The sequence below is a fragment of the Paraburkholderia denitrificans genome (assembly GCF_042655705.1).
GTDB lineage: Bacteria > Pseudomonadota > Gammaproteobacteria > Burkholderiales > Burkholderiaceae > Paraburkholderia > Paraburkholderia denitrificans.
The window spans coordinates 1-24,822 of sequence record NZ_JBHSMP010000013.1; the positions used below are offsets into that span (position 1 = coordinate 1).

Here is a 24,822-nt window from a genome sequence, read left to right on the forward strand (position 1 = left end):
TCCGCTGCCCGGACGCCTGTTTCATCACGTCCGTACTGCGAAGGGGGCGAATCTTACCGCCCTCCCCCCCATCGCGCAAGGGGGGCGCGGAGAAAAATTTTCTACCGGTTTCCGGTAAGCGCCGCCAGCGGCACAGCGTCAGCCATCGCCGTATAACCCGCATCGCTCGGATGGATGTGATCGCCACTGTCGTACTCGCGGCGCAATCGCACAGGATCAACGGGATCACGCAGCGCGGCGTCGAAATCGACTACGTCGTCGAACGCGTGGCTGGTCCGAATCCATTTATTAGCCGATTGCCGGATTGTCTCGCGCGCCTGCGGCAGCGACGCCGGCGTCAAAGTCCCGCCAAGAATGCGCACGCCGCGCGCGTGCGCCAGCGCGATCACGCGCTTGTAGCCCGCAATCAGATCTTCCGCACTCACTTGCGTATGCGGCGCGTCGCAGTCTAGTCCCGCCCGGGCCGGCATCACCTGGAAATTGATGTCGTTGATGCCGATAAGCAGAACCACCGTCTTCACGCCCGGGTGGCGCAGCGCGTCGCGCTCGAAACGCCGCTCCAGCGCCTCACCGTAACAAGGCGAGTCGCTCAGCAAGCGGTTTCCGCTAATCCCGAGATCGATCACCGCCAAATCCGTCCGCTGCGCACGCGTGAGGCGCCGCGCCAGCGCATCCGGCCAGCGTCGGTTCCGATTGAGCGACGACCGCATTCCATCCGTGATCGAATCGCCGATCGCGACGACCGTCGATGCCTGTGGCGCATCGACGGCCAATCCCGTCACCCAGGCGTACTGCGTGAATCGCTGGGCGAAGGCGGAGGGTGAGGCGTCTGCAATGTGGTCGCCCGGAGGCGAGACGTAGTTCAGCTGACTGCTCACCCGATGCCAAGCTGTCATCGTCTGGTGAGGCCCCATGTAGGAACTTATCGCGTACGGCGCTCCGGTGCGCAGGTCGATCTCTACCGGATCGCTATCCAGTTCGCCACCCGGCGGCACCGATACATCCGGTCGTCCGCCGAAGGTCACCTGCGCGGCACCCGTCGCGCTCGTCGCCGCGCCGCCCGCCAAAGGTGCGATCCCCATCGATTCGATGACAAGCGGCACGCGCCCGTACTCGTTACTGATGTGAATCCTCGCGATCCGGCCGCCCAATGTCGGATACACGATCTGCCGGACGGTGCGGCCTGCAACGTCTGGCGCGCGGTAAAGCGGCGGCGGCGCAACGAGCGGTGGAATCGGCTGCAGCGCCGTCGCCCAGCTCGTCACCCATGTAGCCGACGGCTGGTCCGCACCTGCCGGGGCGGCAATGCCCAACGCTACAAAAAGCGCGGCACTGGCCGCAACGCTCGAGAGGGAAAGCTTCATCCGGCAGGAAAGGCAGGAGCAAAACGTCGATTGTGCCCGACGCTACGCGCGAGGCACTGTCGATCTCGCTAACGGAGCGAAAAAACTCGGCTGCATTGCGAACAACCCAGTGCAGCCTGTGCAACGCCCATCCGACTCGCCAAAACTCACTCGACACACCTCCCGATCCGCCGGTTTTTGCGCAAGCGCAAAAAATCATTTACCGACCGGTCGGTTGGCTTATACTGCGCCGCATAGCTAACGTTCATATGAGTGTCCGCCATGTACACCCAATCGCTCGACATCCCCGGCAACGCCACGGCATTCGACACGGCACCCGATACGGCACCCGCGACGCCGCAGCAGGCCCGGTTCGACGCCGTCATGGCCGCCGACGGCAAGATCGAGCCGCAGGACTGGATGCCCGACGCCTACCGCAAGACGCTCGTGCGTCAGATCTCGCAGCACGCGCATTCGGAGGTGGTCGGCATGCTGCCCGAGGGCAACTGGATCTCGCGCGCCCCCAGCCTCAAGCGCAAGGCGATCCTGCTCGCCAAAGTGCAGGACGAAGGCGGCCACGGCCTGTATCTCTACAGCGCGGCCGAAACGCTCGGCGTCTCGCGCGAACAGCTCGTCGACGCCCTGCACGCCGGCAAGGCCAAGTATTCAAGTATCTTCAACTATCCGACGCCAACCTGGGCGGACGTCGGCGTGATCGGCTGGCTCGTCGACGGCGCGGCGATCATGAACCAGATCCCGCTGTGCCGCTGCAGCTACGGCCCGTACGCGCGCGCCATGGTGCGCATCTGCAAGGAGGAGTCGTTCCATCAGCGTCAGGGGTTCGATGCGCTGCTCGCGATGATGCAGGGCACCGACGCGCAGCGCGCGCTCGTGCAGCAGGCGGTGAACCGCTGGTGGTGGCCGGTGCTGATGATGTTCGGTCCGGGCGATGCCGAGTCGGTGCACAGCAACCAGTCGACGAAATGGGGGATCAAGCGCATCTCGAACGACGATTTGCGCCAGAAGTTCGTCGACGCCACCGTCGAGCAGGCGCGCGTGCTGGGCGTGACGCTGCCCGACGCAGACCTGAAGTGGAACGAAGCGCGCGGCCACTATGAGTACGGCGCGATCGACTGGGAAGAATTCCGGCGCGTGGTGAACGGCGACGGCCCGTGCAACCGCGAACGCCTCGCCACGCGCGTGAAGGCGCACGACGAGGGCACGTGGGTGCGCGAAGCCGCGCTTGCCCATGCGCAAAAGCAGATCGAGCGTGCGCAACAGCACGCAGCCTGAGCCCGCCGCAACCTGTTGCAGAAGGCGAGCGCCGACACGCCGAAACAGACATCAAAGGAGAGCAGGAATGAACAAGGAATGGCCGATCTGGGAAGTGTTTGTGCGCAGCAAGCAGGGGCTCGACCACAAGCATTGCGGCAGCCTGCACGCGGCGGATGCGGCGATGGCGCTGCACATGGCACGCGACGTCTACACGCGCCGCCAGGAAGGCGTGAGCATCTGGGTGGTGCCGTCCGCGGCGATCACGGCGTCGGATCCGAACGAGAAGGCCGAGCTGTTCGAGCCGGCCGGCGACAAGATCTACCGGCATCCGACGTTCTATACGCTGCCCGACGAAGTCAACCACATGTAATAGAAGAGCGCACGACATGACGACGCCCACGCCCGAACATCTCGCCTACGTGCTGCGCCTCGCCGATACGGCGCTGATCCTCGCTCAGCGCAATACGGAATGGTGCGGCCACGGCCCGGTCCTCGAGGAGGACATTGCGCTGGCCAACATGAGCCTCGATCTGATCGGCCAGGCGCGCCTGCTCTACGCGCACGCCGCGACGCTGGAGAAGGCGCGCGGCGGCCCCGAGCGCACCGAGGACGACTACGCCTACTTCCGCGACGAGCGCGAGTTCAGGAACTACACGCTCACCGAGCTGCCGCACTTCGGCCCGCTCGCGGGCACCGTGCACGCACCCAACGACTATGCCGTGACGATCGTGCGCAATTTCCTCTACGCGACGCTGATGGCGCATCTGTGGCGCGCGCTGCTGCAATCGGCCGATGCGCAGCTCGCCGCAATCGCCGAGCGCTCGCTCAAGGAGACGCGCTATCACGTCCACCACGCGCGCGACTGGCTGGTGCGGCTTGGCGACGGCACCGACGAATCGCACCGCCGTGTGCAGACCGCGCTCGACTGGCTGATGCCGTACACGCGTGAATTCTTCAGCACCGATGCCGTGGAGACTAGCGTGGCCGAAGCGGGCATTGCGCCGCTCACCGCCCAGCTCGAAGCGGCCTGGCGCGCCGACGTGGAACCGGCCATCGACGAGGCGACGCTCGCGCTGCCCGCGCCGGTCGCGCACGTGACGACCGGCAAGCTCGGCGAGCATTCGGAGCACATGGGCTACGTGCTCGCCGAGATGCAGAGCCTCGCGCGCCAGCATCCGGGCGCGCGCTGGTAGGGGTTGGTAAAGGCGCGCGAGGTTACGTGAGACCGCTTCAGGAGGACGCCACGATGCAGGCAACGAGAGAGACAAAGATAGAGGCAAAGACGGACCACGCGCTCGCCCGCGCCTGGGAAGCGCTCGAATCGGTGCCCGATCCGGAGATTCCGGTCGTCTCGATCCGCGAACTGGGCATCCTGCGCGCGGTGCGCCGCGGCGTCGACGGCCGGATCGAAGTGGTCATCACGCCCACCTATTCGGGCTGCCCGGCGATGTCGCAGATCGCAGGGGACGTCGCGCGCGCGCTCGACGGCGCAGGTCTTGCGCCCTACCGCATCGAGACGGCGCTCACGCCCGCCTGGACCACCGACTGGATCGGCGAAGCGGCGCGCGAGAAGCTGCGCGCGTTCGGCATCGCGCCGCCCACGGGCCAGTGCGGCAGCGGCGCGCAAGCGCTGCACGAGCAGCCGCTCACCTTCGTGCCGCCAGCCGCGCCGGTTTGCCCGCATTGCGGCTCGCCGCACACCGCACGCCTCGCGCAGTTCGGCTCGACCGCCTGCAAGGCGCTGTACCGCTGCAACGACTGCCGCGAACCCTTCGACTACTTCAAACCGTACTGATATGGCCACCCCGCAATTCCATTCGCTGCGTATCCGTGAAGTGCGGCCCGAAACCGCGGATGCTGTCTCCGTCGCGTTCGATGTTCCGCCTGCGCTGCGCGAGGCGTACCGCTTCACGCAGGGGCAGTTCGTCACGCTCAAGACCCATATCGACGGCGAAGAGACGCGCCGCTCGTACTCGATCTGCGTGGGCGTGACCGATTACGACCGCGACGGCGAGTTGCGCATCGGCATCAAGCGCGTGCGCGGCGGGCGCTTTTCGAACTTCGCGTTCGAGCAGCTTGCGCCGGGGCACGAAATCGAGGTGATGACGCCCGACGGCCGCTTCTTCACGCACCTGAACGCGGAACACGGCAAGCACTACGTGGCGTTCTCGGGCGGCTCGGGCATCACGCCGGTGCTCGCGATCATCAAGACGACGCTGGAACTGGAGCCGCGCAGCGCGTTCACGCTGGTCTACGGCAACCGCAGCGTCGACCAGATCATGTTCGCGGAGGAACTCGAAGACCTGAAGAACCGCTTCATGAGCCGCTTCGTGCTCTATCACGTGCTCTCCGACGACCGGCAGGAGGTCGAACTCTTCAACGGCGTGCTCGACCAGGCGAAGTGCGCGGCGTTTCTGGACACGCTGGTGCCGCCCGGCGAGATCGACGAGGCGTTCATCTGCGGTCCCGCGCCGATGATGGATGCCGCCGAAGCGGCGCTGAAGGCGGCGGGCGTGGCGGCGCAGAACGTGCACGTCGAGCGCTTTGGCGCGCCGCTGCCGCAGGCGGGTGCGCCGCCGGTCGAGATTGCCGCGGACACCCCGGCGGCGGAGCTGGAAATCGTGCTCGACGGCAAGACGCGCAGGCTGCGCCTGCCCTACGAGGGCGCGAGTCTGCTCGACGTCGGGCTGCACGCGGGTCTGGCGCTGCCGTACGCGTGCAAGGGCGGCGTGTGCTGCACCTGCCGCGCGAAGGTGCTCGAGGGCGAAGTGAAGATGGACCGGAACTACACGCTGGAAGAGCAGGAACTGAAGGACGGCTTCGTGCTCACCTGTCAGTGTCATCCGGTCAGCGATCGGATCGTCGTCAGTTACGACGAACGATAACGACGAACGATAAGCTTAAGCCACAGTTCGCTTTCGGCCCTCAGGCGATCCGCTTACACTAGGGGCCGCCCGCGACCGGTACAAATCCGGATAGCGGGCGGTCCCTTTTTTATTTCGGTATCCCCTGATTGCGATGAGCCGCCGATGACCACGATTCACCTCACCCATGGCGAGCCCGTTGCGGCGGCGCTGCGCCAGGCGCTCGACGCAAACGGCCGCGCTGATCGCGTGATCGCACTCCCCGACGATCTCACCGTCGGCCCGCTACGCGATATCGACGACCCCAGCGACCGGGGCGCCGCGCGGCGCGCTGCGTTCTGGCAGGGGCTCGATAGCGTGCCCGAGATGCTGACCGGAGGCGACTGCGCGGCGCTCGCCGCCCTCGAAGCCGACGACGCCAATGTGGTGATCTGGCACACAAATGCCGCCAGCGACCAGTTGACGCTTCGGCGCATCTGCTACCGGCTGCGCAACGCGCCGCAGCGCCTGAACGAGGTGCGCCTCGCCGACAGCGATGTCGCAGGCGATGCCGCCGTGGAACGGCTGCGCGCGCGCCTGCCCGATGCCGCGCCGATCTCGGTGCTGCGCATCACGCGGCTCGCGCTCGAATGGCAAGAGACGAAGTTCGCGAACGGCGAGACGCGCCGCTGGCACGACAATACCTTTACGAGCGGCACCTGGGCCGACCTCGATCAGTCGATCGTCGCGATCCTGGGCGCTGCGCACGAGCCGTGGCTCGCGCCGACCGCCATCATGGCTGCCCTGCGTTCCTGCGATGCGGACGCGCCAGTGAGCGAGCGGGTCGTGCTGTGGCGCCTCCACGAACTCGCGGCGGCCGGTGAACTGGGCCTGCGCGACGACATGTCCGCCGCGTGCGCACTGACCCAGCCGCCCGCGTCGATGGCCGCCGCACACGTGCCTGCGCCCCCCTCTCTCCCCCGCTGACACCATGGCCCGCACCCGAGCCCCCGACCACGAAACGCAACGCGAGCAGATCCTCGACCTCGCAGCCGCGAAGTTCGCGCAGACGAGCTATCCGAGCACGTCCATGTCCGATCTCGCGGCCGCGAGCGGCACGTCGAAGGCCCGTCTCTACCACTATTACGAGAGCAAGGAAGCGATCCTCTTCGATCTGCTCGACCGTTATACGAAGCGGCTGATGCTGATCATCGCGGAGGTGGACGGCGCGAGCCAGCGGCGGGGCCTCGACGAACGCGAGACGTTTGCCGAGCTGATTCGCGCGTTCCTTGCCGAATACGAGACGTCGCACAGCCGCCACGTCGCGCTGCTCAACGACGTGAAGTACCTCGTGGACGCGCAGCGCGAGATCATCCTGAACCGCCAGCGCGACGTGGTCGCCGCGTTCGCGCGCCAGCTCGCGCGCGCCTACCCCGGACGCGTGAGCACCGAGAACCAGACGGCGCTGACCATGATGGTGTTCGGCATGATCAACTGGACGTTCACGTGGCTCAAGCCGGGGGGCCGGATGGGCTACCGCGACTTCGCCGAACAGGTGATCGGCGTGATCGATCACGGGATGCAATCCGCATGAAACCGGCATTGGTCTTAGGTTTGAGCCGAATCATTTGCTGCGATGCAACATGACATTCCAGTGACAACCCGTGCATCCCGGGTTTCCCTTCAAAAGAATTAAATCCGTGAAATCAATGGACTGCGACAATTCGTCTGTGAATTAGTGTCAACATTCGGGTCGGAAATTGGGGTTTTCCCTAGATCGATCCCAGGGTTTCCGCTAGAATCTGTTTTTGCGGCGCATCATGCGCCCGCATGCCAAGGAGAACCCGCCCATGAACACGATTTCGACGCACGCGAACGAGCCGATCCTGCCGTCCGGCCATACGCTGTCGTCCGGTCATTCGACTGTCATGGTGCGCGTCCTCACCTCGGCCGACCGCGAGCGCCTGCTCGGCCACTTCCTCGCACTCGCCACCGACGACCGCCTGCTGCGCTTCGGCCAGGCCGCGCCGGACCACGTAATCGAGAAATACGTCGGGTCGATGGACTTCATGCGCGACACCGTATTCGGCGTGTTCGATGGCCAACTGGAACTGGTCGGTGTCGGGCACCTCGCCTATCTGCCGGCGGACGGCAATGGCCGCACCGCGGAATTCGGCGTCTCCGTGCTCGAAAGCGCGCGCGGCGAGGGCATCGGTTCGAAGCTGTTCGAGCGCGCAGCGATCCGCAGCCGCAACACCCACGTGACGACGCTCTACATGCATTGCCTGTCGCGCAATTCGAAGATGATGCACATCGCCAGGAAGTCGGGCATGAAGATCGAATATGCCTACGGCGAAGCCGACGCGTATCTGTCGCTGGAACCGGCCGACCAGAGCAGCATCATTTCGGAAATGCTCCAGGAGCAAGCCGCGGCGTTCGACTACGCGATCAAGCGTCAGGCTTGCCGGGCTTCGAAGCTGATCGAAGCGATCCTGCCGCAGACCATCGCGGCCTGAGCGCCCCTCCATTAGCGAACAAAGCGGCTTCGGCTGCTTTTTTTACGCCTCTACGTTCTGTGGCAAACGCGGTGCCACCCGCGCTCAGAGGATCGGCAGTGCAGTCGTTTCCTTGATCGCCTCCAGCGAGAAGCTCGTCTTCACGTCGATCACCGACGGATGGTGCAGCAACTGCTCCTGCACGAAGCGCGAGAAGTGCGCCATATCCTCCACCTGCACGCGCAGCAGATAGTCCATGTCGCCCGTCATCGCGTGGCAGGCCACGACTTCCGGCCAGGCCTGCACCGCCGCGCGGAACAGTTCGGCGTGCGTCGCGGCGGTGCGGCCCACGAGCCCCTCACGCGTCACAGCCGAGCCGCCCCGCTTTTCGAGCCGCACGTTCACGTAGGCCAGCAAATCGAGCCCCAGCTTCTGCGGATCGAGCAGCGCCACGTAACCGCGAATCACGCCGCTTTCCTCCAGCCGGCGGATGCGGCGCAAGCACGGGCTCGGCGACAGGTTCACGCGCTCCGCGATGTCCTGATTCGAGAGCCGCCCATTCTCCTGAAGGATCGCGAGAATCCGGCGGTCGATTGCGTCGAGTTCGATATTCGCCATGTTCTGCCTTTTATTTGTGATTTGATGGCAGTTTATAGCGCAATCTACAACTCGCACGGTTAAGTTCGCAAGTTTTCACCCGATTCGCACCGCTAGCATGGGACCAGAACAGGCGCTGAAGCGCTTTAACTCTGAGCGACGCGCTTTGCGTGGGACCGGAGTAAGTGCTGAAGCACTAACTCCGGTCGACACAGGAGACAAACATGCAGATTTCCACCTGGGACAACCCCGTCGGCACCGACGGGTTCGAGTTCATCGAATACACCGCACCCGACCCGAAAGCGCTCGGCAAGCTGTTCGAGCAAATGGGCTTCACCGCCATCGCGCGTCACCGCCACAAGAACGTCACGCTATATCGCCAGGGCGGCATCAACTTCATCGTCAACGCCGAACCCGATTCGTTCGCCCAGCGCTTCGCCCGCCTGCACGGTCCGTCGATCTGCGCCATCGCCTTTCGCGTGCGCGACGCCGCAAAGGCTTACGCGCACGCGCTCGAACTCGGCGCCTGGGGCTTCGACAACAAGACCGGCCCGATGGAGCTGAATATCCCCGCAATCAAGGGCGTCGGCGACTCGCTGATTTATTTCGTCGACCGCTGGCGCGGCAAGAACGACGCCGCCCCAGGCAGCATCGGCGATATCGACATCTACGATGTCGACTTCGAACCGATCCCCCGCGCCAACCAGCATCCGGCCGGCCACGGCCTCACCTATATCGACCACCTGACGCACAACGTTCATCGCGGCCGCATGAACGAGTGGGCCGAGTTCTACGAACGCCTGTTCAACTTCCGCGAAGTCCGCTACTTCGACATCGAAGGCAAGGTAACGGGCGTGAAGTCGAAGGCCATGACCTCGCCGTGCGGCAAGATCCGCATTCCGATCAACGAAGAAGGGTCGGAAACCCCGGGCCAGATCCAGGAATACCTGGAGGCTTATCACGGCGAAGGCATCCAGCACATCGCGCTCGGCACCAGCGATATCTACCGGACCGTCGACGGCGTGCGCGCAGCGAATATCGCGCTGCTCGACACCATCGACACCTATTACGAACTCGTGGACCGCCGCATCCCGAACCACGGCGAGCCGCTCGCGGAACTGAAGAAGCGCAAGATCCTGATCGACGGCGCGCCCGGCGACCTGCTGCTGCAGATCTTCACCGCCAACCAGATCGGCCCCATTTTCTTCGAGATCATCCAGCGCAAGGGCAATCAGGGCTTCGGCGAGGGCAATTTCAAGGCACTGTTCGAATCGATCGAGCTCGATCAGATTCGTCGCGGCGTCGTGCACGACAAAACTTGACTGCGGACTTACCGGCGGATTTAACTGCCGCCAAAGCACAAGCAAAAAGGGCGAAGATCAGCCGATCTTCGCCCTTTTTGTCTTTCTGGAACCTGCCGCCGCACACCCGGCAGCAGGCTCTCGTGGGTGGAACGCCGCGCGGATCAGCGCAGCGTCATGAATAAGTCGCGGAAAGCATCAGGATTTCCGGCCGGCGATCATAGCCGTCGTTGGGTTCGTAACCCGGACATCGGCCCGCGCGCACTGCGCGGGACGGGTCGTTTCACCGGCGCCGCTTTGGCTGCGCGCGTTCGCCAGCAGCGGCGCGTTCATCGCGAAGAAAGCGGCCGAGACCGTCAGGAAGGTCTGGATGTGTCGGTTGTTCATGCTGTACTCCTTTTTGAGGCTGCCTGCGGCGTCTGTTGCGCCTGTTGCGGTCGTGCCCCATTGACTGCCTGGGGCGCTGCGCGAAATGCACAGGTGATTCCGTTAGACAGAAATATCAAGACCAGTTCTGTCGGAGTGCAGGTTTTACACGCTGTTACGCGACGCGGTATTCCGATACATCCATTGTTACAACACCTGGGCGGCGCCTTGATGGCGCGTGAAACGCACAAAATCGCCGTGGAATAAGGGTTTCAGCCGATTTGCGGCGCCAGTGGCGGGTTTGCCCCAGTGCTACCATCGGTAAAAACACGCCAATATGGCGCGCCAGGCCAAAACATTCACAAGATGTCGAGGCACTGAGTTCTGGCGATCTCAAAACGATAGTGGATGGAGGAGTACACATAATGAATGCCCCGCTCGACGCTGGTCAGCGTGCTTCGCTCGAAGCCGCGCTAGCTTCCGTCACGCTCGACGACAAATACACGCTCGATCGCGGCCGCGCGTACATGAGCGGCATCCAGGCGCTGGTCCGCCTGCCGATGCTGCAACAGGAACGCGACAAAGCAGCAGGTCTCAATACGGCGGGGTTCATCTCCGGCTATCGCGGCTCACCGCTCGGCGGTCTCGACCAGTCGCTCTGGAAAGCCAAACAGCACCTCGCCGGTCACGGAATCGTCTTCCAGCCCGGCGTCAACGAAGACCTCGCCGCCACCGCCGTCTGGGGGTCGCAGCAGGTGAATCTGTACCCGTCGGCGAAATACGACGGCGTATTTTCGATGTGGTACGGCAAGGGCCCCGGCGTCGACCGCTGCGGCGACGTGTTCAAGCACGGCAATTCGGCCGGCTCCTCGCGTCACGGCGGCGTCCTCGTGCTCGCGGGCGACGACCACGCCGCGAAATCGTCGACGCTCGCGCACCAGTCGGAGCACATCTTCAAGGCCTGCGGCCTGCCGGTGCTGTTCCCGTCGAACGTCCAGGAATACCTCGACTTCGGCCTGCACGGCTGGGCCATGAGCCGCTATTCCGGCCTCTGGGTTTCCATGAAGTGCGTGACCGACGTGGTCGAATCGTCGGCTTCGGTCGAGATCGACCCGCATCGCACCGACATCATCCTGCCGGGCGATTTCGTCCTGCCCGAAGGCGGGCTCAACATCCGCTGGCCCGATCCGCCGCTCGTCCAGGAAGCGCGTCTGCTCGACTACAAGTGGTATGCGGCCCTCGCCTACGTCCGCGCCAACAAGCTCGACCGCGTCGAAATCGATTCGCCGCACGCGCGCTTCGGCATCATGACGGGCGGCAAAGCCTATCTCGACGTGCGCCAGGCGCTGACCGATCTCGGCCTCGACGACGAAACCTGTTCGCGCATCGGCGTGCGGCTCTACAAGGTCGGCTGCGTGTGGCCGCTCGAAGCCCAGGGCGCCCATGCGTTCGCGAGCGGCCTCGAAGAGATCCTCGTGGTCGAGGAAAAGCGTCAGATCCTCGAATACGCGATCAAGGAAGAGCTGTACAACTGGCCCGACGCCCAGCGTCCGCGCGTGTACGGCAAGTTCGACGAGAAGGACGGCGCCGGTGGCGAATGGTCGGTGCCGATGGGCAACTGGCTGCTGCCCGCGCACTACGAACTCTCGCCCGCGATCATCGCCAAGGCCATCGCCACGCGCCTCGACAAGTTCGATCTGCCCTCCGACGTGCGCGCGCGTATCGCCTCGCGCATCGCCGTGATCGAGGCGAAGGAGAAGGCGCTCGCGAAGCCGCGCGTGCAGGTCGAGCGCAAGCCGTGGTTCTGCTCGGGCTGCCCGCACAACACGTCGACGAACGTGCCGGAAGGCTCGCGCGCGATGGCCGGCATCGGCTGCCACTACATGACCACCTGGATGGACCGCAGCACCAGCACCTTCAGCCAGATGGGCGGCGAAGGCGTGGCGTGGGTCGGCCAGGCGCCGTTCACGAACGACAAGCACGTGTTCGCGAACCTCGGCGACGGCACCTATTTCCACTCGGGTCTGCTCGCGATTCGCGCGGCCATCGCGTCGAAGGCGAACATCACCTACAAGATCCTCTACAACGACGCAGTCGCGATGACGGGCGGCCAGCCCGTGGACGGCGTGCTCACCGTGCCGCAGATCACGCATCAACTCGCCTCGGAAGGCGCCGCGAAGATCGTGATCGTCACCGACGAGCCCGAGAAGTACGACGGCGTGACCTCGCTCGCGCCGGGCGTCACGATCCATCACCGCGACCAGCTCGACGCGATCCAGCGCGAACTGCGCGAGATCGCCGGCACGACGATCCTGATCTACGACCAGACCTGCGCCACCGAAAAGCGCCGCCGCCGCAAGCGCGGCACGTATCCGGATCCGGCGAAGCGCGTCGTGATCAACGAGGCCGTCTGCGAAGGCTGCGGCGACTGCTCGGTGCAGTCGAACTGCCTGTCGGTCGAGCCGGTCGATACCGAGTACGGCACGAAGCGCCAGATCAATCAGTCGAGCTGCAACAAGGACTATTCCTGCGTGAAGGGCTTCTGCCCGAGCTTCGTCACCGTGGTCGGCGGACAGCTTCGCAAGCCGGGCGCGAGCAGCGTCGCGAACGACGCGATGCCGGCCGTGCCGACGCCCGACATCCCCGCGCTCGCGCAGCCCTATGGCGTGCTCGTGACGGGCGTGGGCGGCACCGGCGTCGTAACGATCGGCGCGCTGCTCGGCATGGCCGCGCACCTGGAGAGCAAGGGCGTGACCGTGCTCGACGTGACCGGCCTCGCGCAGAAGGGCGGCGCGGTGATGAGCCACGTGCAGATCGCGAACCGGCCCGACGACATCCACGCGACCCGCATCGCCATGGGCGAGGCGAAGCTCGTGATCGGCTGCGACGCCATCGTGACCGCCAGCGACGACTGCGTTTCGCGCATGCAGCTCGGCCGGACCAGCGTCGTGCTCAACAGCGCGCCGACGCCGACCGCGGAGTTCATCAAGAACCCGAAGTGGCAGTTCCCGGGCACGAACACCGAAGCCGATGTACGCGCAGCGGCAGGCACGGACAACGTCGTCGCCATCGATGCGAACCGCTACGCGGTCGTGCTGCTCGGCGACGCGATCTACACGAACCCGTTCGTGCTCGGCTACGCGTGGCAGCGCGGCTGGCTGCCGCTCGGGCATGCGTCGCTCACGCGCGCGATCGAGCTGAACGGCGTGCAGGTGGAGAAGAACCTCGCGGCGTTCGAGTGGGGCCGCCGCACGGCGCACGACCGCGCCTCGGTCGACGCGCTCGTGAAGCAACCCGCGGCGGCGCAGGCGATGGACGGTGGTGCGAAGATCGTCTCGCTGCACACGCCGAAGGCGCTCGACGCGCTGATCGAGAAGCGCGCGCAGTATCTCGCCGCGTACCAGAACGACGCCTACGCGTCGCGTTATCGCGCGCTGGTCGCGGACGTGCGCGCGGCGGAAGGCAAGCTCGACCGGGCAGATGGCCAGTTCGCGCTGACCGAAGCCGTCGCGAAGAACCTGCACAAGCTGATGGCGTACAAGGACGAGTACGAAGTCGCGCGCCTGTATACCGATCCGGCGTTCATCGAGAAGCTGAAGGCGAGCTTCGAGGGCGACTGGAAGCTCAACTTCCACCTGGCGCCGCCGTCCCTCGCGAAGCACGACGACAAAGGCCATCTGCTGAAGAAGCAGTATGGTCCGCGCATGCTCACGGCGATGCGCGTGCTCGCGAAGCTGAAGTTCCTGCGCGGCACGGCGCTCGATCCGTTCGGCCGCACCGAGGAACGGCGTCACGAACGTGCGCTGATCGGCGAGTACGAAGCGCTCGTGCGTGAATTGATCAAGGGCGTCGACAGCGGCAATCTCGCGCTCGCGGTCGAACTGGCGGATCTTCCGGACGGCATTCGCGGCTACGGCCACGTGAAGGAGAACAACCTGAAAGCCGTGCGCGCGAAGTGGGCGGCGCTGCTCGACAAGTGGCGCTCGCCGCAGGGCGGCGCGGCGCGTCACGCAGCATGATGGGTTGACGTTGGCTTAGAACGCTAAAGTTGCCGTAAAAACAAAGGGCGCTCCGTGAAAACGGAGCGCCCTTTTCATTGAGCGCATCGCATCGACCGGATGCGCTCAGATCAACATCAGTCCAACTCGCTCGTGCTTAGCGTGCCGCTGCCTTGCGCACGGCCGCGTTCGCCGAAGCGACCGCCGTCATGTTGATGATGCGTCGCACGGTCGCCGCCGGCGTCAGGATATGCACCGGCTTCGACGCGCCGAGCAGGAACGGTCCCACCGTCACGCCTTCGCCGCCGATCACCTTCAGCAGGTTGTAGACGATGTTCGCGGCTTCCACGTTCGGCATGATGAGCAGGTTCGCTTCGCCCGCGAGCGTCGTGCCCGGGAACGCCTGCTTGCGGATCACCTCCGAAAGCGCCGCGTCGCCGTGCATTTCGCCGTCCACTTCGAGCTGCGGCGCACGCTGCGCCAGCAGTTCGCGCGCCGCCTGCATGCGCTGCGACGTCGACGAGCGCACGCTGCCGAAGTTCGAGCTGGAGAGCAGCGCGACCTTCGGCGTGATGCCGAACTTCTCGATCTCGCGCGCCGCCAGAATCGTCATGTCGGCGAGTTGCTCGGCGCTCGGCACTTCGTTCACGTAGGTATCGCTGATGAAGAGGTTGCGGCCCGGCAGCATCAGCAGATTCATCGCCGCGTAGTTCTCGGCGCCGTCAGCCTTGCCGAGCACCTGCTCGACGAAATTCAGGTGGAAGTCGAAGCTGTTCACGAGGCCGCAGATCATGCCGTCCGCGTCGCCCAGATGCACGAGGATCGCGCCGATCAGCGTGTTGAACTTGCGCACCGCCGCCTTCGCGACGTCGGGCGTGACGCCCCGGCGCGCGCCGATCTGGTGGTACGCCTGCCAGCTCTTCTGGAAGCGCGGATCGTCTTCCGGATCGACGATCTCGAAGTCGGTGCCCGCGCGCAGCTTCGAGCCCATTTTCTTCAGGCGCATTTCCACCACGGACGGACGGCCCACGATGATCGGCTTGGCGATCTTTTCGTTGAGCACGAACTGCGCGGCGCGCAGCACGCGCTCGTCCTCGCCCTCGGCAAACACGATGCGCGCCTGGCTCGCCTTCGCAGCCGCGAACACCGGGCGCATCACCATGCCCGAGCGATAGACCGTCGCGCCAAGCTGCTCGCGGTAGGCGTCCATGTCGGCGATCGGGCGCGTCGCGACGCCCGAATCCATCGCCGCCTGCGCAACGGCCGGAGCGATCTTGATGATGAGCCGCGGATCGAACGGCTTCGGAATCAGGTACTCCGGGCCGAATTCGAGCGTATGGCCTTCGTACGCCTTCGCCACTTCGTCGCCCTGATCGGTTTCTTCGGCGAGTTCGGCAATCGCGCGCACGCACGCGAGCTTCATCTCTTCCGTAATCGTCGTCGCACCGACGTCGAGCGCGCCGCGGAAGATGAACGGGAAGCACAGCACGTTGTTGACCTGGTTCGGATAGTCCGAACGGCCCGTCGCGATGATCGCATCCGGGCGCACGGCTTTCGCCTCTTCCGGACGGATTTCCGGGTCCGGGTTCGCCAGCGCGAGGATCAGCGGCGTGGCAGCCATGTCCTTCACCATCTCGGGCTTGAGCACGCCCGCGCTCGAGCAGCCGAGGAACACGTCGGCTTGCTTGATCGCGTCGGCGAGCGTGCGCGCCTGCGTGTTGGCCGCGTAGCGCGCCTTCGACGGATCGAGATTGCCGCGGCCTTCGTAGATCACGCCCTTCGAGTCGGCGACGAGGATGTTCTCCTTCTTCAGGCCGAGCTTCACGAGCAGGTCGAGGCAGGCGATCGCTGCCGCGCCCGCGCCGGAACACACGAACTTCACGCTGCCGAGATCCTTGCCGACGACCTTCAGGCCGTTGAGGATCGCAGCGGAGGCGATGATCGCCGTGCCGTGCTGGTCGTCGTGGAAGACGGGGATCTTCATGCGCTCGCGCAGCTTCTGCTCGATGTAGAAGCACTCGGGCGCCTTGATGTCTTCGAGGTTGACGCCGCCGAGCGTCGGTTCGAGCATGGCGATCGCTTCGACGAGCTTGTCCGGGTCCGATTCGCTGAGTTCGATGTCGAAGACGTCGATGCCGGCGAATTTCTTGAAGAGACAGCCCTTGCCTTCCATCACCGGCTTCGCGGCGAGCGGGCCGATGTTGCCGAGGCCGAGCACGGCGGTGCCGTTCGTCACGACGCCGACGAGGTTGCCGCGCGACGTGTACTTCTGCGCGTCGAGCGGCTCGTCGAAGATCGCCATGCACGCGGCGGCGACGCCGGGCGAATACGCGAGCGAGAGGTCGAGCTGGTTCGACAGCGGCTTGGTCGGGGTGACCGAAATCTTGCCGGGTTTCGGATTCTGGTGGTACGCGAGCGCGCTTTGCTTCAGTTGTTCATCCATTTTCAGGCCTGCCTGGACGTGAGCGACGTGAATCGTCTTGTGGTCGTGAATTCGTCGCTTCGCTCGATGCGCTCAAAGGGTCGACAGCGCAGCCCCGTGCGCAGGACATGCGGCGACGGGAAACCCCGGCGCGGAGAACGAAACGGCGAGTGCTAATTGGCGGGGGCGATTAGTGTACACCCGAGGCAACGCGTGTGAATCAGTGCGTGAGTCCGCGCGTGCATCCGCGTGAATCCGGTTCGCCGGACGCTCCCCGCCGTGCGCGCGGCTCGTCGCCGTATCTCAAGTCGGGTAAAATACGCGGCTACGCGCGCAAGAAAAGCCGTCCGGACCGTGCGGGCCGCCCCAGACGAACTCCCGAAGAACCTCGGGCAACGTTAGGCAGCCGACGCCATCCGGGCCGCGCATCGCGGGTTCCGGTGCAGCGCATCCGGATTCGCCGTGCCAGCGCCACAGGGCCAGCCCCTAGGGCCAGCCCCCAGGGCCTCGCGCCCGCCCTCCCCGCTTTCATATCCAAGGATTCGCCCATGACAGGCTACGATCGCCAGACGATCTCGGACACGACCGCCAAAATGCTGCTCGAAGTGAAGGCCGTGCACTTCAACGCCGAAAAGCCCTTCATCTTCACTTCCGGCTGGGCGAGCCCGGTCTACATCGACTGCCGCAAGCTGATCTCGTACCCGCGCGTGCGCCGCGGCCTGATGGAAATGGCCGAAGCGACCATCCTGCGCGACGTCGGCTACGAGCAGATCGACGCCGTCGCGGGCGGCGAAACCGCGGGCATTCCGTTCGCCGCATGGCTCTCGGACCGTCTGATGGTGCCCATGCAGTACGTGCGCAAGAAGCCGAAGGGCTTTGGCCGCAACGCGCAGATCGAGGGTCTGCTCACCGAAGGCCAGCGCGTGCTGCTCGTCGAAGACCTGACCACCGACAGCCGCAGCAAGATCAACTTCATCAACGCGCTGCGCACGGCCGGCGCGACGGTGAACCACTGCTTCGTGCTGTTCCACTACAACATCTTCAAGGAAAGCGTTTCGGTGCTGAAAGACATCGACGTCGACCTGCACGCGCTCGCAACGTGGTGGGATGTGCTGCGCGTCGCGAAGGAATCGGGCTACTTCGAAACGAAGACGCTCGACGAAGTCGAGAAATTCCTGCACGCACCGGCCGAATGGTCGGCAGCGCACGGCGGCGCGACGGCGGCACCGCAGTAAACAGCGCGGTTAGCCCCCCGGCTGGCGCATATCGCGCCACCGCAAAACGAAAAACCCCACTGTCTTGCTGGACAGTGGGGTTTTTTATGCGCTTCCCGTTACGGCCAGACGCCCCCACGCGCACCCGCCGATAACGATTTCCGCCCACGCGCCATACTCTGCAAAGCGAGACGGCACTCAGGGATAGCGCTCTATCGAAGCGGTCCCGATCTGGAACACAATTCGAAACGTCACCTCGGTGAATCGTGGTCGGCATTCGATGAACACACGGGAGAACGGGTCAATGGATCGCGCTCACGCCAGCACGCCACTTTCACGCTGCCTTCGGCTCGTACTCGGTTGCGCGCCACTGGCGCTCGTCGCTCATGCGGATGTCGCCGCTCATGCGGGCGAGGCGTTCTCGGTTTCGAGCACGACGATGCATGACGGCGGGCGCGTCGCCACAGCGCAGGTCTTCAACAAGGGCGGCTGCGACGGCGGCAACCGCTCACCGCAGCTGACGTGGCACAACGCCCCGGCCGGTACGCGCAGTTTCGCCATCACGATGTTCGATCCCGACGCGCCCGGCCCCGGCTGGTGGCATTGGGCCGTCGCGGATATACCGGCGCGCGTGACGGCGCTGCCGGAGAACGCGAGCGCGTCGGGCGAACTGAAGCCGCTCGGCGCCGTAGAAGCGCGCAACGACTTCGATGCCGACGGTTACGGCGGCCCCTGTCCGCCGCCGGGCAAGCCGCATCGCTACGTGATCACGGTGTACGCGCTCAGCATCGACCGGCTCGGCATTCCGCAAGGACGCCCCGCCGCCCTGTTCGATCACGAAATCGCGGGATCCAGGCTCGGCAGCGCGCAGCTCACGGTCACGTACGGACGCTGAAGGCCACTTAAGGCCACCGAATCGGGGTCGTGCGCAAGCGTGCACGACCCGCGCTCTTCCCCCGAACGAAACACCACTTCCGACGCCGGTTGATTCGGCTCAGACCCCTTCATCAGCCCCGCAAAGTTGCGCCACACGGCTAACGCTTTCTAATTCGGGGCCGCATAAAGATTTTCCCTGGCATGCCGAAATGCATATGCCGCCTTGATCCAGATCAAGACGGCATATGCAGCGCTACCGCTCCCGTTACGCGGGACGCCACCGGCATGCCGCGTCACTGTGGCAAGTCGGGCTGGGCGATGCATTCCGGTGGAGCCAGTGTGCGTCGGCCTCTCACCGTCCCACTAAACGACACATGCAAGAGGTTTTCGTTGGGTAAATTCTTTTCGACGGTCAGGGCCAGGATCATTCTCGTGCTCGCGACCAGCATGGCGATTACGCTGATCGTTGGCGGCTTCGGTCTGCGCGGAATCTCGGTCTTGAGCAGCGCCTTACACGGCACCTACACCGCCATCGTCATCCCGACCGGCTATCTGAGCGCGACCCAGACCGATGCGCTCAATTCGCGTCTTGCGCTCTGGCGCATGGTCGCGCAGAAGGACAAGTCTTTCGCAGCGAAGGTTCGTGATTATTCGGAGCAGACGGAAAAGGACTGGAAGGACTACTACCCGAACGGTGTGACGGGCAATGAAGAGCGCGTGCTGGCAGACAAGATCGATGGTCAGCTCACCCAGTACCGCGCGGCGGTCGACAAGGAACTGTCGCTCATCGAACAGGGCGACTTCGACGGCGCGCTCGCCTGGCTGGTGAGCAACGTTCTCCCGATCGGCGACAGCGTGACGGCGCTGCTCAAGCAGGACGTGCAGCTTGGGGCCGATGTGGCGAAACAGACCGATAGTGACGGTGCGGCCGAGGCCACGGGGTTGAAGTGGATTTCCCTCGCACTGCTATTCGCCGGTATCGTGCTGTCGATTGGTGCGGCGCTCTATCTGATCCGTGCCATCACGCGGCCGTTGAACAAGACGGTGAGTATCGCCAGCGATATCGCGCAAGGCCGGCTCGACGCCGAGATCGTCGTGGACGCGACGGGCGAGTTCGGGCAGTTGCTCGACGCCATGAAGACGATGAGCCGGCAACTGGCCGCCACCATCCGGGGGATTCGCGATAGCAGCGAGTCGGTGACGGTTGCATCCGGACAGATTGCGGCGGGCAACCAGGACCTCTCGGCACGCACGGAAGAGCAGGCGGCCTCGCTCGAACAGACGGCCGCGAGCATGACGCAACTCACCGAAACCGTGAAGCAGAACGCCGACAACGCCCGCCAGGCCAATTCACTCGCGGCCAACGCGCGCGCGCTGACCAATGCGGGAAGCACGGCGGTGGGCACGATGGTGGCGACGATGCAGGGGATCCGCGCTGACTCCGCCAAGATCGCCGAGATCACCGGGATGATCGAGGGCATCGCCTTCCAGACCAACATCCTCGCGCTGAATGCCGCCGTCGAAGCCGCACGCGCCGGAGAACAGGGCCGCGGTTTCGCGGTGGTGGCCGGCGAGGTGCGCACGCTGGCGCAACGCGCGTCGGCGGCGGCCAAGGAGATCAAGGTGCTGATCGAAGCGTCCTCGGGCAAGGTGCAGCAAGGCGCCGAGCAGGCGGGCGACGTCGGCACGACGATGAATAAGGTGATCCAGGCGATTAGCCAGGTGTCCGATATCGTCGGCGAGATCTCGGCGGCCTCTGACGAGCAGAGCAAGGGCATCCAGCAAGTTCATCAGGCGATCAACCAGATCGACGAGGTGACCCAGCAGAACGCCGCACTGGTAGAGGAAGCAGCGGCAGCGGCGCAGTCGCTGCAGGAACAGGCCACGAAGATGAAATCCGACGTGACGTTCTTCCGGCTCGGAGACGAGTTGTCGCACCAGCCGCCCGCGCGAGCGCAACCGGCGCAGAAGCGGACGGTCGCGCAACCCATTCGTCCCATCCGTCCGGCGATGGCGACAACGGCGGCTGCCAGTGTTCGCGCACCGGCTACAGGCGCAGTGGCGGACAGCCACGCCGACGACTGGGAGACTTTCTAGGCGCCGTGACGCGTCGTCGGAGCGAAATCGGGCGGATGCGACTGATATCCGTCTGCTTCGCGACCAGAGGCAGACAACGAAATCGGCGAGCCGCATGTCTCAAAGGGGTCGGTACGCACCGTACCTTCCCCGGAAATCCGCGGCGCGCCATTTTTTTCCGGCGCGGCCCGCACCTCGATGCGCATCAAGTCTTAAAATACCGTTCCGGCGCCCGACGGGTCAGCACCCGTTGCGCGAGCGCCCCGAACCACCCGCGTTCAGAGAGACTGCAATGAGCACGAAAGTTTTTGTCGACGGACAGGAAGGCACGACCGGCCTGAAGATTTTCGAGTACCTGTCAGCGCGCGCCGACGTCGAGATCCTGCGGATCGACGAAGCGAAGCGCAAGGATGTCGAAGAACGCCGCCGTCTCATCAACGCTTCGGACGTGACGTTCCTCTGCCTGCCCGATGTCGCCTCGCGCGAATCGGCTTCGCTGGTCGAAAACGACCGCACCGTACTGATCGACGCGAGCACCGCATTTCGCACGAGCGCCGACTGGGCCTACGGTCTGCCCGAACTCACACGCCAGCAGCGCGACCGCGTGCGCAACGCGAAGCGCATCGCCGTGCCGGGCTGTCACGCTTCGGCGTTCGTGCTCGCCATGCGCCCGCTCGTCGAGGCCGGTCTTGTCAGCGCCGATTTCGCGGCCCACGCGTACTCGCTGACCGGGTACAGCGGCGGCGGCAAGAAAATGATCGCGGAGTACGAAGCAGGCGGCAACGCGAAGCTGATGAGCCCGCGTCCTTATGCGCTCGGCCTCGCGCACAAGCATCTGCCGGAGATGGCCGCGCACGGCGGCCTGAAGCTCACGCCGGTGTTCACGCCCGTCGTCGGCCCGTTCTACAAGGGCCTTGCCGTCACGACCTTCTTCTCGCCGCAGCAGCTCACGCGCCGCGCGAAGCCGCAGGACATTCAGGCGCTGTTCGCCGAGTACTACGCGGGCGAGGCATTCGTGCGCGTGGCACCGTACAACGCCGACGAGAACCTCGATAACGGCGCCTTCGACGTCCAGGCGAACAACGACACGAATCGCGTCGATCTGTTCGTGTTCGGCAACGACGAGCAGTTCGTGACCGTCGCGCGCCTCGACAATCTGGGCAAGGGTGCGTCGGGTGCGGCGATCCAGTGCATGAACCTCGCCATCGGCGCGGCGGAAGACGCCGGCCTCAAAGGCTGATTTAGCGGACGCGTACCGACATCGGTAGCACAAAGCGAAACCGGCTCTGCGAAGAGCCGGTTTTTTTATTGGCGCTCGATTGTGCGGATTGTGCGGCGGCGGTGGCGCGAATGCAGGACAAAAGCTGCACAAACGCCGCAAGATGGCGGCAAAAAGCGCGCAGAAAAAAAAAGCCCGCCAAGTCGGCGGGCTTAATCCATATCAGAGGAGACATGGAGGAGACGAAATCAGTATAGCCACATTTGTGATGCAACGCAACATGTAAAGTAGCATGGACCCCAATGTTGTAATTTAGCAACATCTAGCCTACTAGCCGATCATCGAGAGAATGAACATCAATTGATCGAGCCCCACCGGGCGCACCAGATGCACATCGAAGCCCGCCACCAGCGCCTCGTCGCGGTGGCGCGTGTCGCCCCAGCCGGTCAGCGCGATGAGCAGCCGCAATCGCATGCCGCTCGCCTGCCGCAGCCGGTGGACGATGGTTGCCGGATCCTCCGCCTGCAACGACAACCCGATAATCGCGACGTCCGGCGCAAAGCGCGCAGCGGCCTCGACCGCATCGTCGAGCGTGCGCGCCACGGCAATCGCATAACCGAGGTCCGTGAGCAACGTGCCGAGCCCCGTTAGCGACTTCTCGTCGGTATCGGCGATCAGAATGCGCGTTTCCACCCGCCGTCTCCTGCCATTGTGGTTGTCATTCGTCCACTGCCCAGCACGATTTGTTCCGGCACGCCGCAAGGCCCGCTCCAGCGCACCTCGCAATGTGGCCCGACGCGTCGGCTGCCATTGTCCTCGTCTGCTTTAACCCGCATCGTGCGAAACCGGGCGCTCGTATGAAGATTGCGCCGCGACCGCTCCATTGGCAACCCGTGCCCAGGCGGGCGAATCAAATCGACCTTGCGAGTCGACCGGTAAAACGGCTCCGTCGTCGCGACACACCGCACCATCAAGCTTCACGCGGCGTCTGCCCGGCGCGCCGCGCAGCAACCTCGCCGAGCACCGCGAAATCGCGCTCGCCGTCGCCGTGCGCGATGGCGTCGAGCAGGCTGTCGCGCACGACGCTCGCCACGGGCATCGGCGCCGACACTTCGTCTGCCGCAGCCAGCGCAAGCCGCACATCCTTGAGACCGAGCCGCGCCTTGAAGAGCGCGGGTTCGTAGCGCCGTTCCGCGATCATCGCACCATAACCCGCGTACACGGGGCCGGGAAACGGTCCACCCGCCACCACGTCAAGAAAATCGCGCATCGCAACGCCGTGCCCCGACAGCAGCGCAGACGCCTCGCCGAGCGTCTCCACCGCCGACGCCAGCATGAAATTCGCCGCCAGCTTCATCACGTTCGCCTGCTGCGGCCGCGCGCCGATGCGCCAGGTTTTCTGTCCGATCACGTCGAATAGCGGCTGCACGCGGTCGATCGCTTCGGCGGCGCCCGCCGCGACGATCGTCAGTTTCGCGGCCCGCGCGGCGTCCGGGCGGCCCAGCACGGGCGCGGCCACATATTGCAGGCCGCGCTCGGCATGCGCACGTGCAAGCTCTCCGGCAAGCGCAACCGAAATCGTCGCCATGTTCACATGGACGAAGCCGCGCGGCGCCTGGTCGAGCAACGCGGCGTCGACCACGTCACGCAACGCCGCGTCGTCGGCGAGCATCGAAATGACGGCATCACCCGCGAAGGCGGCAGCGGGCGTGACGACCACCTGCGCTCCGGCTGCGGCAAGCGGCTGCGCGCGCTCCGGCGTCCGGTTCCACACGCGCACCCGATGCCCCGCCGTCAGAAGATTGGCGGCAATCGCGCCCCCCATTTCGCCGAGGCCGATAAAACCAATGTCCATCTCAAGCTCCTTCAGGGTGAGAACCGGCAGTAGAGCACAGCAACGCGCGCACTGCAGTCAAACACGCGCCGACGGCCCCCGTCCGGTGCCATACTGCCGCATGGTTACCGCCACTTTCCGCTTCTACGAGGAGCTGAACGACTTCCTTGCACGGCCGCTGCGCCGCCGTGCATTCAGTTGCGCGTGCGCGCGCAATGCCACCGCGAAGCACATGATCGAAGCGCTCGGCGTGCCGCACACCGAAGTCGAACTGATCCTCGTGAACGGCGAATCGGTCGGGTTCGAGCATCCGCTTGCGGACGGCGACCGCGTCGCCGTCTATCCGAAGTTCGAGGCGCTCGACATCCGCCCGCTGCTGCGCGTGCGCGCTGCGCCGCTGCGCGAGTTGCGCTTCGTCGCCGATGCGCATCTCGGCGGCCTCGCGCAACTGCTGCGGCTCGCGGGCTTCGATACGCTCTACGACAACAATTTCCCCGACCCCGAAATCGAAGCGCTCGCCGCCGCCGAGCACCGCGTGGTGCTCACGCGCGACCGCGAACTGCTCAAGCGCCGCACCATCACGCACGGCTGCTACGTGCGTGCGCTGAAGCCGAGCGCGCAACTCTACGAAATCTTCGAGCGGCTTGATCTCGCCGCCAGCGCGCGGCCTTTCCGGCTCTGCCTGACATGCAACGCGCCGCTGCATCCGATCGAACGCGGCGAAGCGCGTACGCGCGTGCCGGAGGGCGTATTCGAGCGTCAGACGCGCTTCGTCACCTGCGATGTCTGCCAGCGCGTGTTCTGGGAAGGCTCGCACTGGCAGCGCATGCGCGCGCTGATGGACCACGTCACACGCACTGCGCCGCATATTCGAACGCAGACGCAGACATGAAGCGAAACATATCGGCGATGGACGCCCCCGGTCGAATGCGTACAATGCGCGCCACTGCCCAACATCGGAGC

At 65.0% G+C, this 24,822-nt stretch carries 21 protein-coding genes; 15 read left to right on the forward strand and 6 right to left on the reverse strand.

Annotated elements, in window-relative coordinates; all coding sequences use genetic code 11:
* Positions 1–101: 101 nt before the first annotated feature.
* Complete coding sequence (locus tag ACFPTO_RS09455; protein WP_377711068.1) at positions 102–1,364, reverse strand: SGNH/GDSL hydrolase family protein; 1,263 nt, start codon at positions 1,362–1,364, stop codon at positions 102–104.
* 261 nt (positions 1,365–1,625) lie between these two features.
* Between ACFPTO_RS09455 and paaA the strand changes: the two genes are divergently transcribed.
* From paaA to ACFPTO_RS09495, 8 genes are all read left to right on the forward strand, one after another.
* Complete coding sequence (gene paaA, locus ACFPTO_RS09460; protein WP_377711070.1) at positions 1,626–2,636, forward strand: 1,2-phenylacetyl-CoA epoxidase subunit PaaA; 1,011 nt, start codon at positions 1,626–1,628, stop codon at positions 2,634–2,636.
* A gap of 67 nt (positions 2,637–2,703) precedes the next feature.
* Complete coding sequence (gene paaB / locus ACFPTO_RS09465; protein WP_377711072.1) at positions 2,704–2,988, forward strand: 1,2-phenylacetyl-CoA epoxidase subunit PaaB; 285 nt, start codon at positions 2,704–2,706, stop codon at positions 2,986–2,988.
* 16 nt (positions 2,989–3,004) lie between these two features.
* A complete protein-coding gene (gene paaC / locus ACFPTO_RS09470; protein WP_377711074.1) occupies positions 3,005–3,811 on the forward strand; it encodes a 1,2-phenylacetyl-CoA epoxidase subunit PaaC in 807 nt (268 codons plus the stop codon).
* A 53-nt stretch (positions 3,812–3,864) separates the two neighbouring features.
* Positions 3,865–4,413, forward strand: a complete 549-nt coding sequence (gene paaD, locus ACFPTO_RS09475; protein ID WP_377711076.1) for a 1,2-phenylacetyl-CoA epoxidase subunit PaaD — start codon at positions 3,865–3,867, stop codon at positions 4,411–4,413.
* Position 4,414: 1 nt separating this feature from the next.
* Positions 4,415–5,503 (forward strand): 1,2-phenylacetyl-CoA epoxidase subunit PaaE, encoded by a 1,089-nt coding sequence (paaE, locus tag ACFPTO_RS09480; protein WP_377711077.1) that lies wholly within the window; start codon positions 4,415–4,417, stop codon positions 5,501–5,503.
* Between the two features lie 144 nt (positions 5,504–5,647).
* On the forward strand, positions 5,648–6,448 hold the full coding sequence (locus ACFPTO_RS09485) for a DUF1835 domain-containing protein (RefSeq protein WP_377711079.1): 801 nt from the start codon (positions 5,648–5,650) through the stop codon (positions 6,446–6,448).
* Between the two features lie 4 nt (positions 6,449–6,452).
* Entirely contained in the window at positions 6,453–7,055 is a 603-nt protein-coding gene (locus tag ACFPTO_RS09490) for a TetR/AcrR family transcriptional regulator (protein WP_377711081.1), read from the forward strand.
* Positions 7,056–7,311: 256 nt separating this feature from the next.
* Positions 7,312–7,977, forward strand: coding sequence for a GNAT family N-acetyltransferase (locus tag ACFPTO_RS09495; protein ID WP_377711083.1), 666 nt, complete (start codon positions 7,312–7,314; stop codon positions 7,975–7,977).
* 84 nt (positions 7,978–8,061) lie between these two features.
* Here the strand turns inward: ACFPTO_RS09495 and ACFPTO_RS09500 are convergent, their stop codons facing one another.
* Positions 8,062–8,574 carry an Lrp/AsnC family transcriptional regulator gene (locus ACFPTO_RS09500; RefSeq protein ID WP_377711085.1) on the reverse strand — a complete coding sequence of 171 codons (513 nt, stop codon included), beginning with the start codon at positions 8,572–8,574 and terminating at the stop codon, positions 8,062–8,064.
* Positions 8,575–8,777: 203 nt separating this feature from the next.
* On the opposite strand from ACFPTO_RS09500, the gene hppD reads away from it, so the two are divergent.
* The gene (gene hppD, locus ACFPTO_RS09505) at positions 8,778–9,875 is read left to right on the forward strand and encodes a 4-hydroxyphenylpyruvate dioxygenase (protein ID WP_377711087.1); all 1,098 of its coding nucleotides are present in this window, start codon (positions 8,778–8,780) and stop codon (positions 9,873–9,875) included.
* Between the two features lie 177 nt (positions 9,876–10,052).
* On the opposite strand, the gene ACFPTO_RS09510 is transcribed toward hppD, so the two are convergent.
* Positions 10,053–10,241: a hypothetical protein gene (locus ACFPTO_RS09510; protein WP_377711088.1), complete on the reverse strand. Its 189-nt coding sequence runs from the start codon at positions 10,239–10,241 to the stop codon at positions 10,053–10,055.
* Positions 10,242–10,645: 404 nt separating this feature from the next.
* Here ACFPTO_RS09510 and ACFPTO_RS09515 point away from each other — a divergent pair, with 404 nt between their 5' ends.
* The gene (locus ACFPTO_RS09515) at positions 10,646–14,239 is read left to right on the forward strand and encodes an indolepyruvate ferredoxin oxidoreductase family protein (protein ID WP_377711089.1); all 3,594 of its coding nucleotides are present in this window, start codon (positions 10,646–10,648) and stop codon (positions 14,237–14,239) included.
* A gap of 136 nt (positions 14,240–14,375) precedes the next feature.
* Here the strand turns inward: ACFPTO_RS09515 and ACFPTO_RS09520 are convergent, their stop codons facing one another.
* The gene (locus ACFPTO_RS09520) at positions 14,376–16,661 is read right to left on the reverse strand and encodes an NADP-dependent malic enzyme (protein ID WP_377711091.1); all 2,286 of its coding nucleotides are present in this window, start codon (positions 16,659–16,661) and stop codon (positions 14,376–14,378) included.
* 527 nt (positions 16,662–17,188) lie between these two features.
* On the opposite strand from ACFPTO_RS09520, the gene ACFPTO_RS09525 reads away from it, so the two are divergent.
* The 4 genes from ACFPTO_RS09525 to argC all read left to right on the forward strand — a co-directional run bounded on the left by ACFPTO_RS09525 (position 17,189) and on the right by argC (position 22,046).
* Positions 17,189–17,875: an orotate phosphoribosyltransferase gene (locus tag ACFPTO_RS09525; RefSeq protein WP_296662843.1), complete on the forward strand. Its 687-nt coding sequence runs from the start codon at positions 17,189–17,191 to the stop codon at positions 17,873–17,875.
* A 283-nt stretch (positions 17,876–18,158) separates the two neighbouring features.
* Positions 18,159–18,749: a YbhB/YbcL family Raf kinase inhibitor-like protein gene (locus tag ACFPTO_RS09530; RefSeq protein WP_377711092.1), complete on the forward strand. Its 591-nt coding sequence runs from the start codon at positions 18,159–18,161 to the stop codon at positions 18,747–18,749.
* Positions 18,750–19,069: 320 nt separating this feature from the next.
* The gene (locus ACFPTO_RS09535) at positions 19,070–20,827 is read left to right on the forward strand and encodes a methyl-accepting chemotaxis protein (protein ID WP_417629191.1); all 1,758 of its coding nucleotides are present in this window, start codon (positions 19,070–19,072) and stop codon (positions 20,825–20,827) included.
* Positions 20,828–21,098: 271 nt separating this feature from the next.
* Complete coding sequence (gene argC, locus ACFPTO_RS09540; protein ID WP_377711095.1) at positions 21,099–22,046, forward strand: N-acetyl-gamma-glutamyl-phosphate reductase; 948 nt, start codon at positions 21,099–21,101, stop codon at positions 22,044–22,046.
* A gap of 309 nt (positions 22,047–22,355) precedes the next feature.
* Here the strand turns inward: argC and ACFPTO_RS09545 are convergent, their stop codons facing one another.
* Both ACFPTO_RS09545 and ACFPTO_RS09550 read right to left on the reverse strand, forming a co-directional pair.
* Complete coding sequence (locus tag ACFPTO_RS09545) at positions 22,356–22,718, reverse strand: response regulator (protein WP_377711097.1); 363 nt, start codon at positions 22,716–22,718, stop codon at positions 22,356–22,358.
* 277 nt (positions 22,719–22,995) lie between these two features.
* On the reverse strand, positions 22,996–23,880 hold the full coding sequence (locus ACFPTO_RS09550; RefSeq protein WP_377711098.1) for an NAD(P)-dependent oxidoreductase: 885 nt from the start codon (positions 23,878–23,880) through the stop codon (positions 22,996–22,998).
* A 100-nt stretch (positions 23,881–23,980) separates the two neighbouring features.
* Between ACFPTO_RS09550 and ACFPTO_RS09555 the strand changes: the two genes are divergently transcribed.
* On the forward strand, positions 23,981–24,751 hold the full coding sequence (locus ACFPTO_RS09555; RefSeq protein ID WP_377711099.1) for a Mut7-C RNAse domain-containing protein: 771 nt from the start codon (positions 23,981–23,983) through the stop codon (positions 24,749–24,751).
* Positions 24,752–24,822 lie beyond the last annotated feature (71 nt).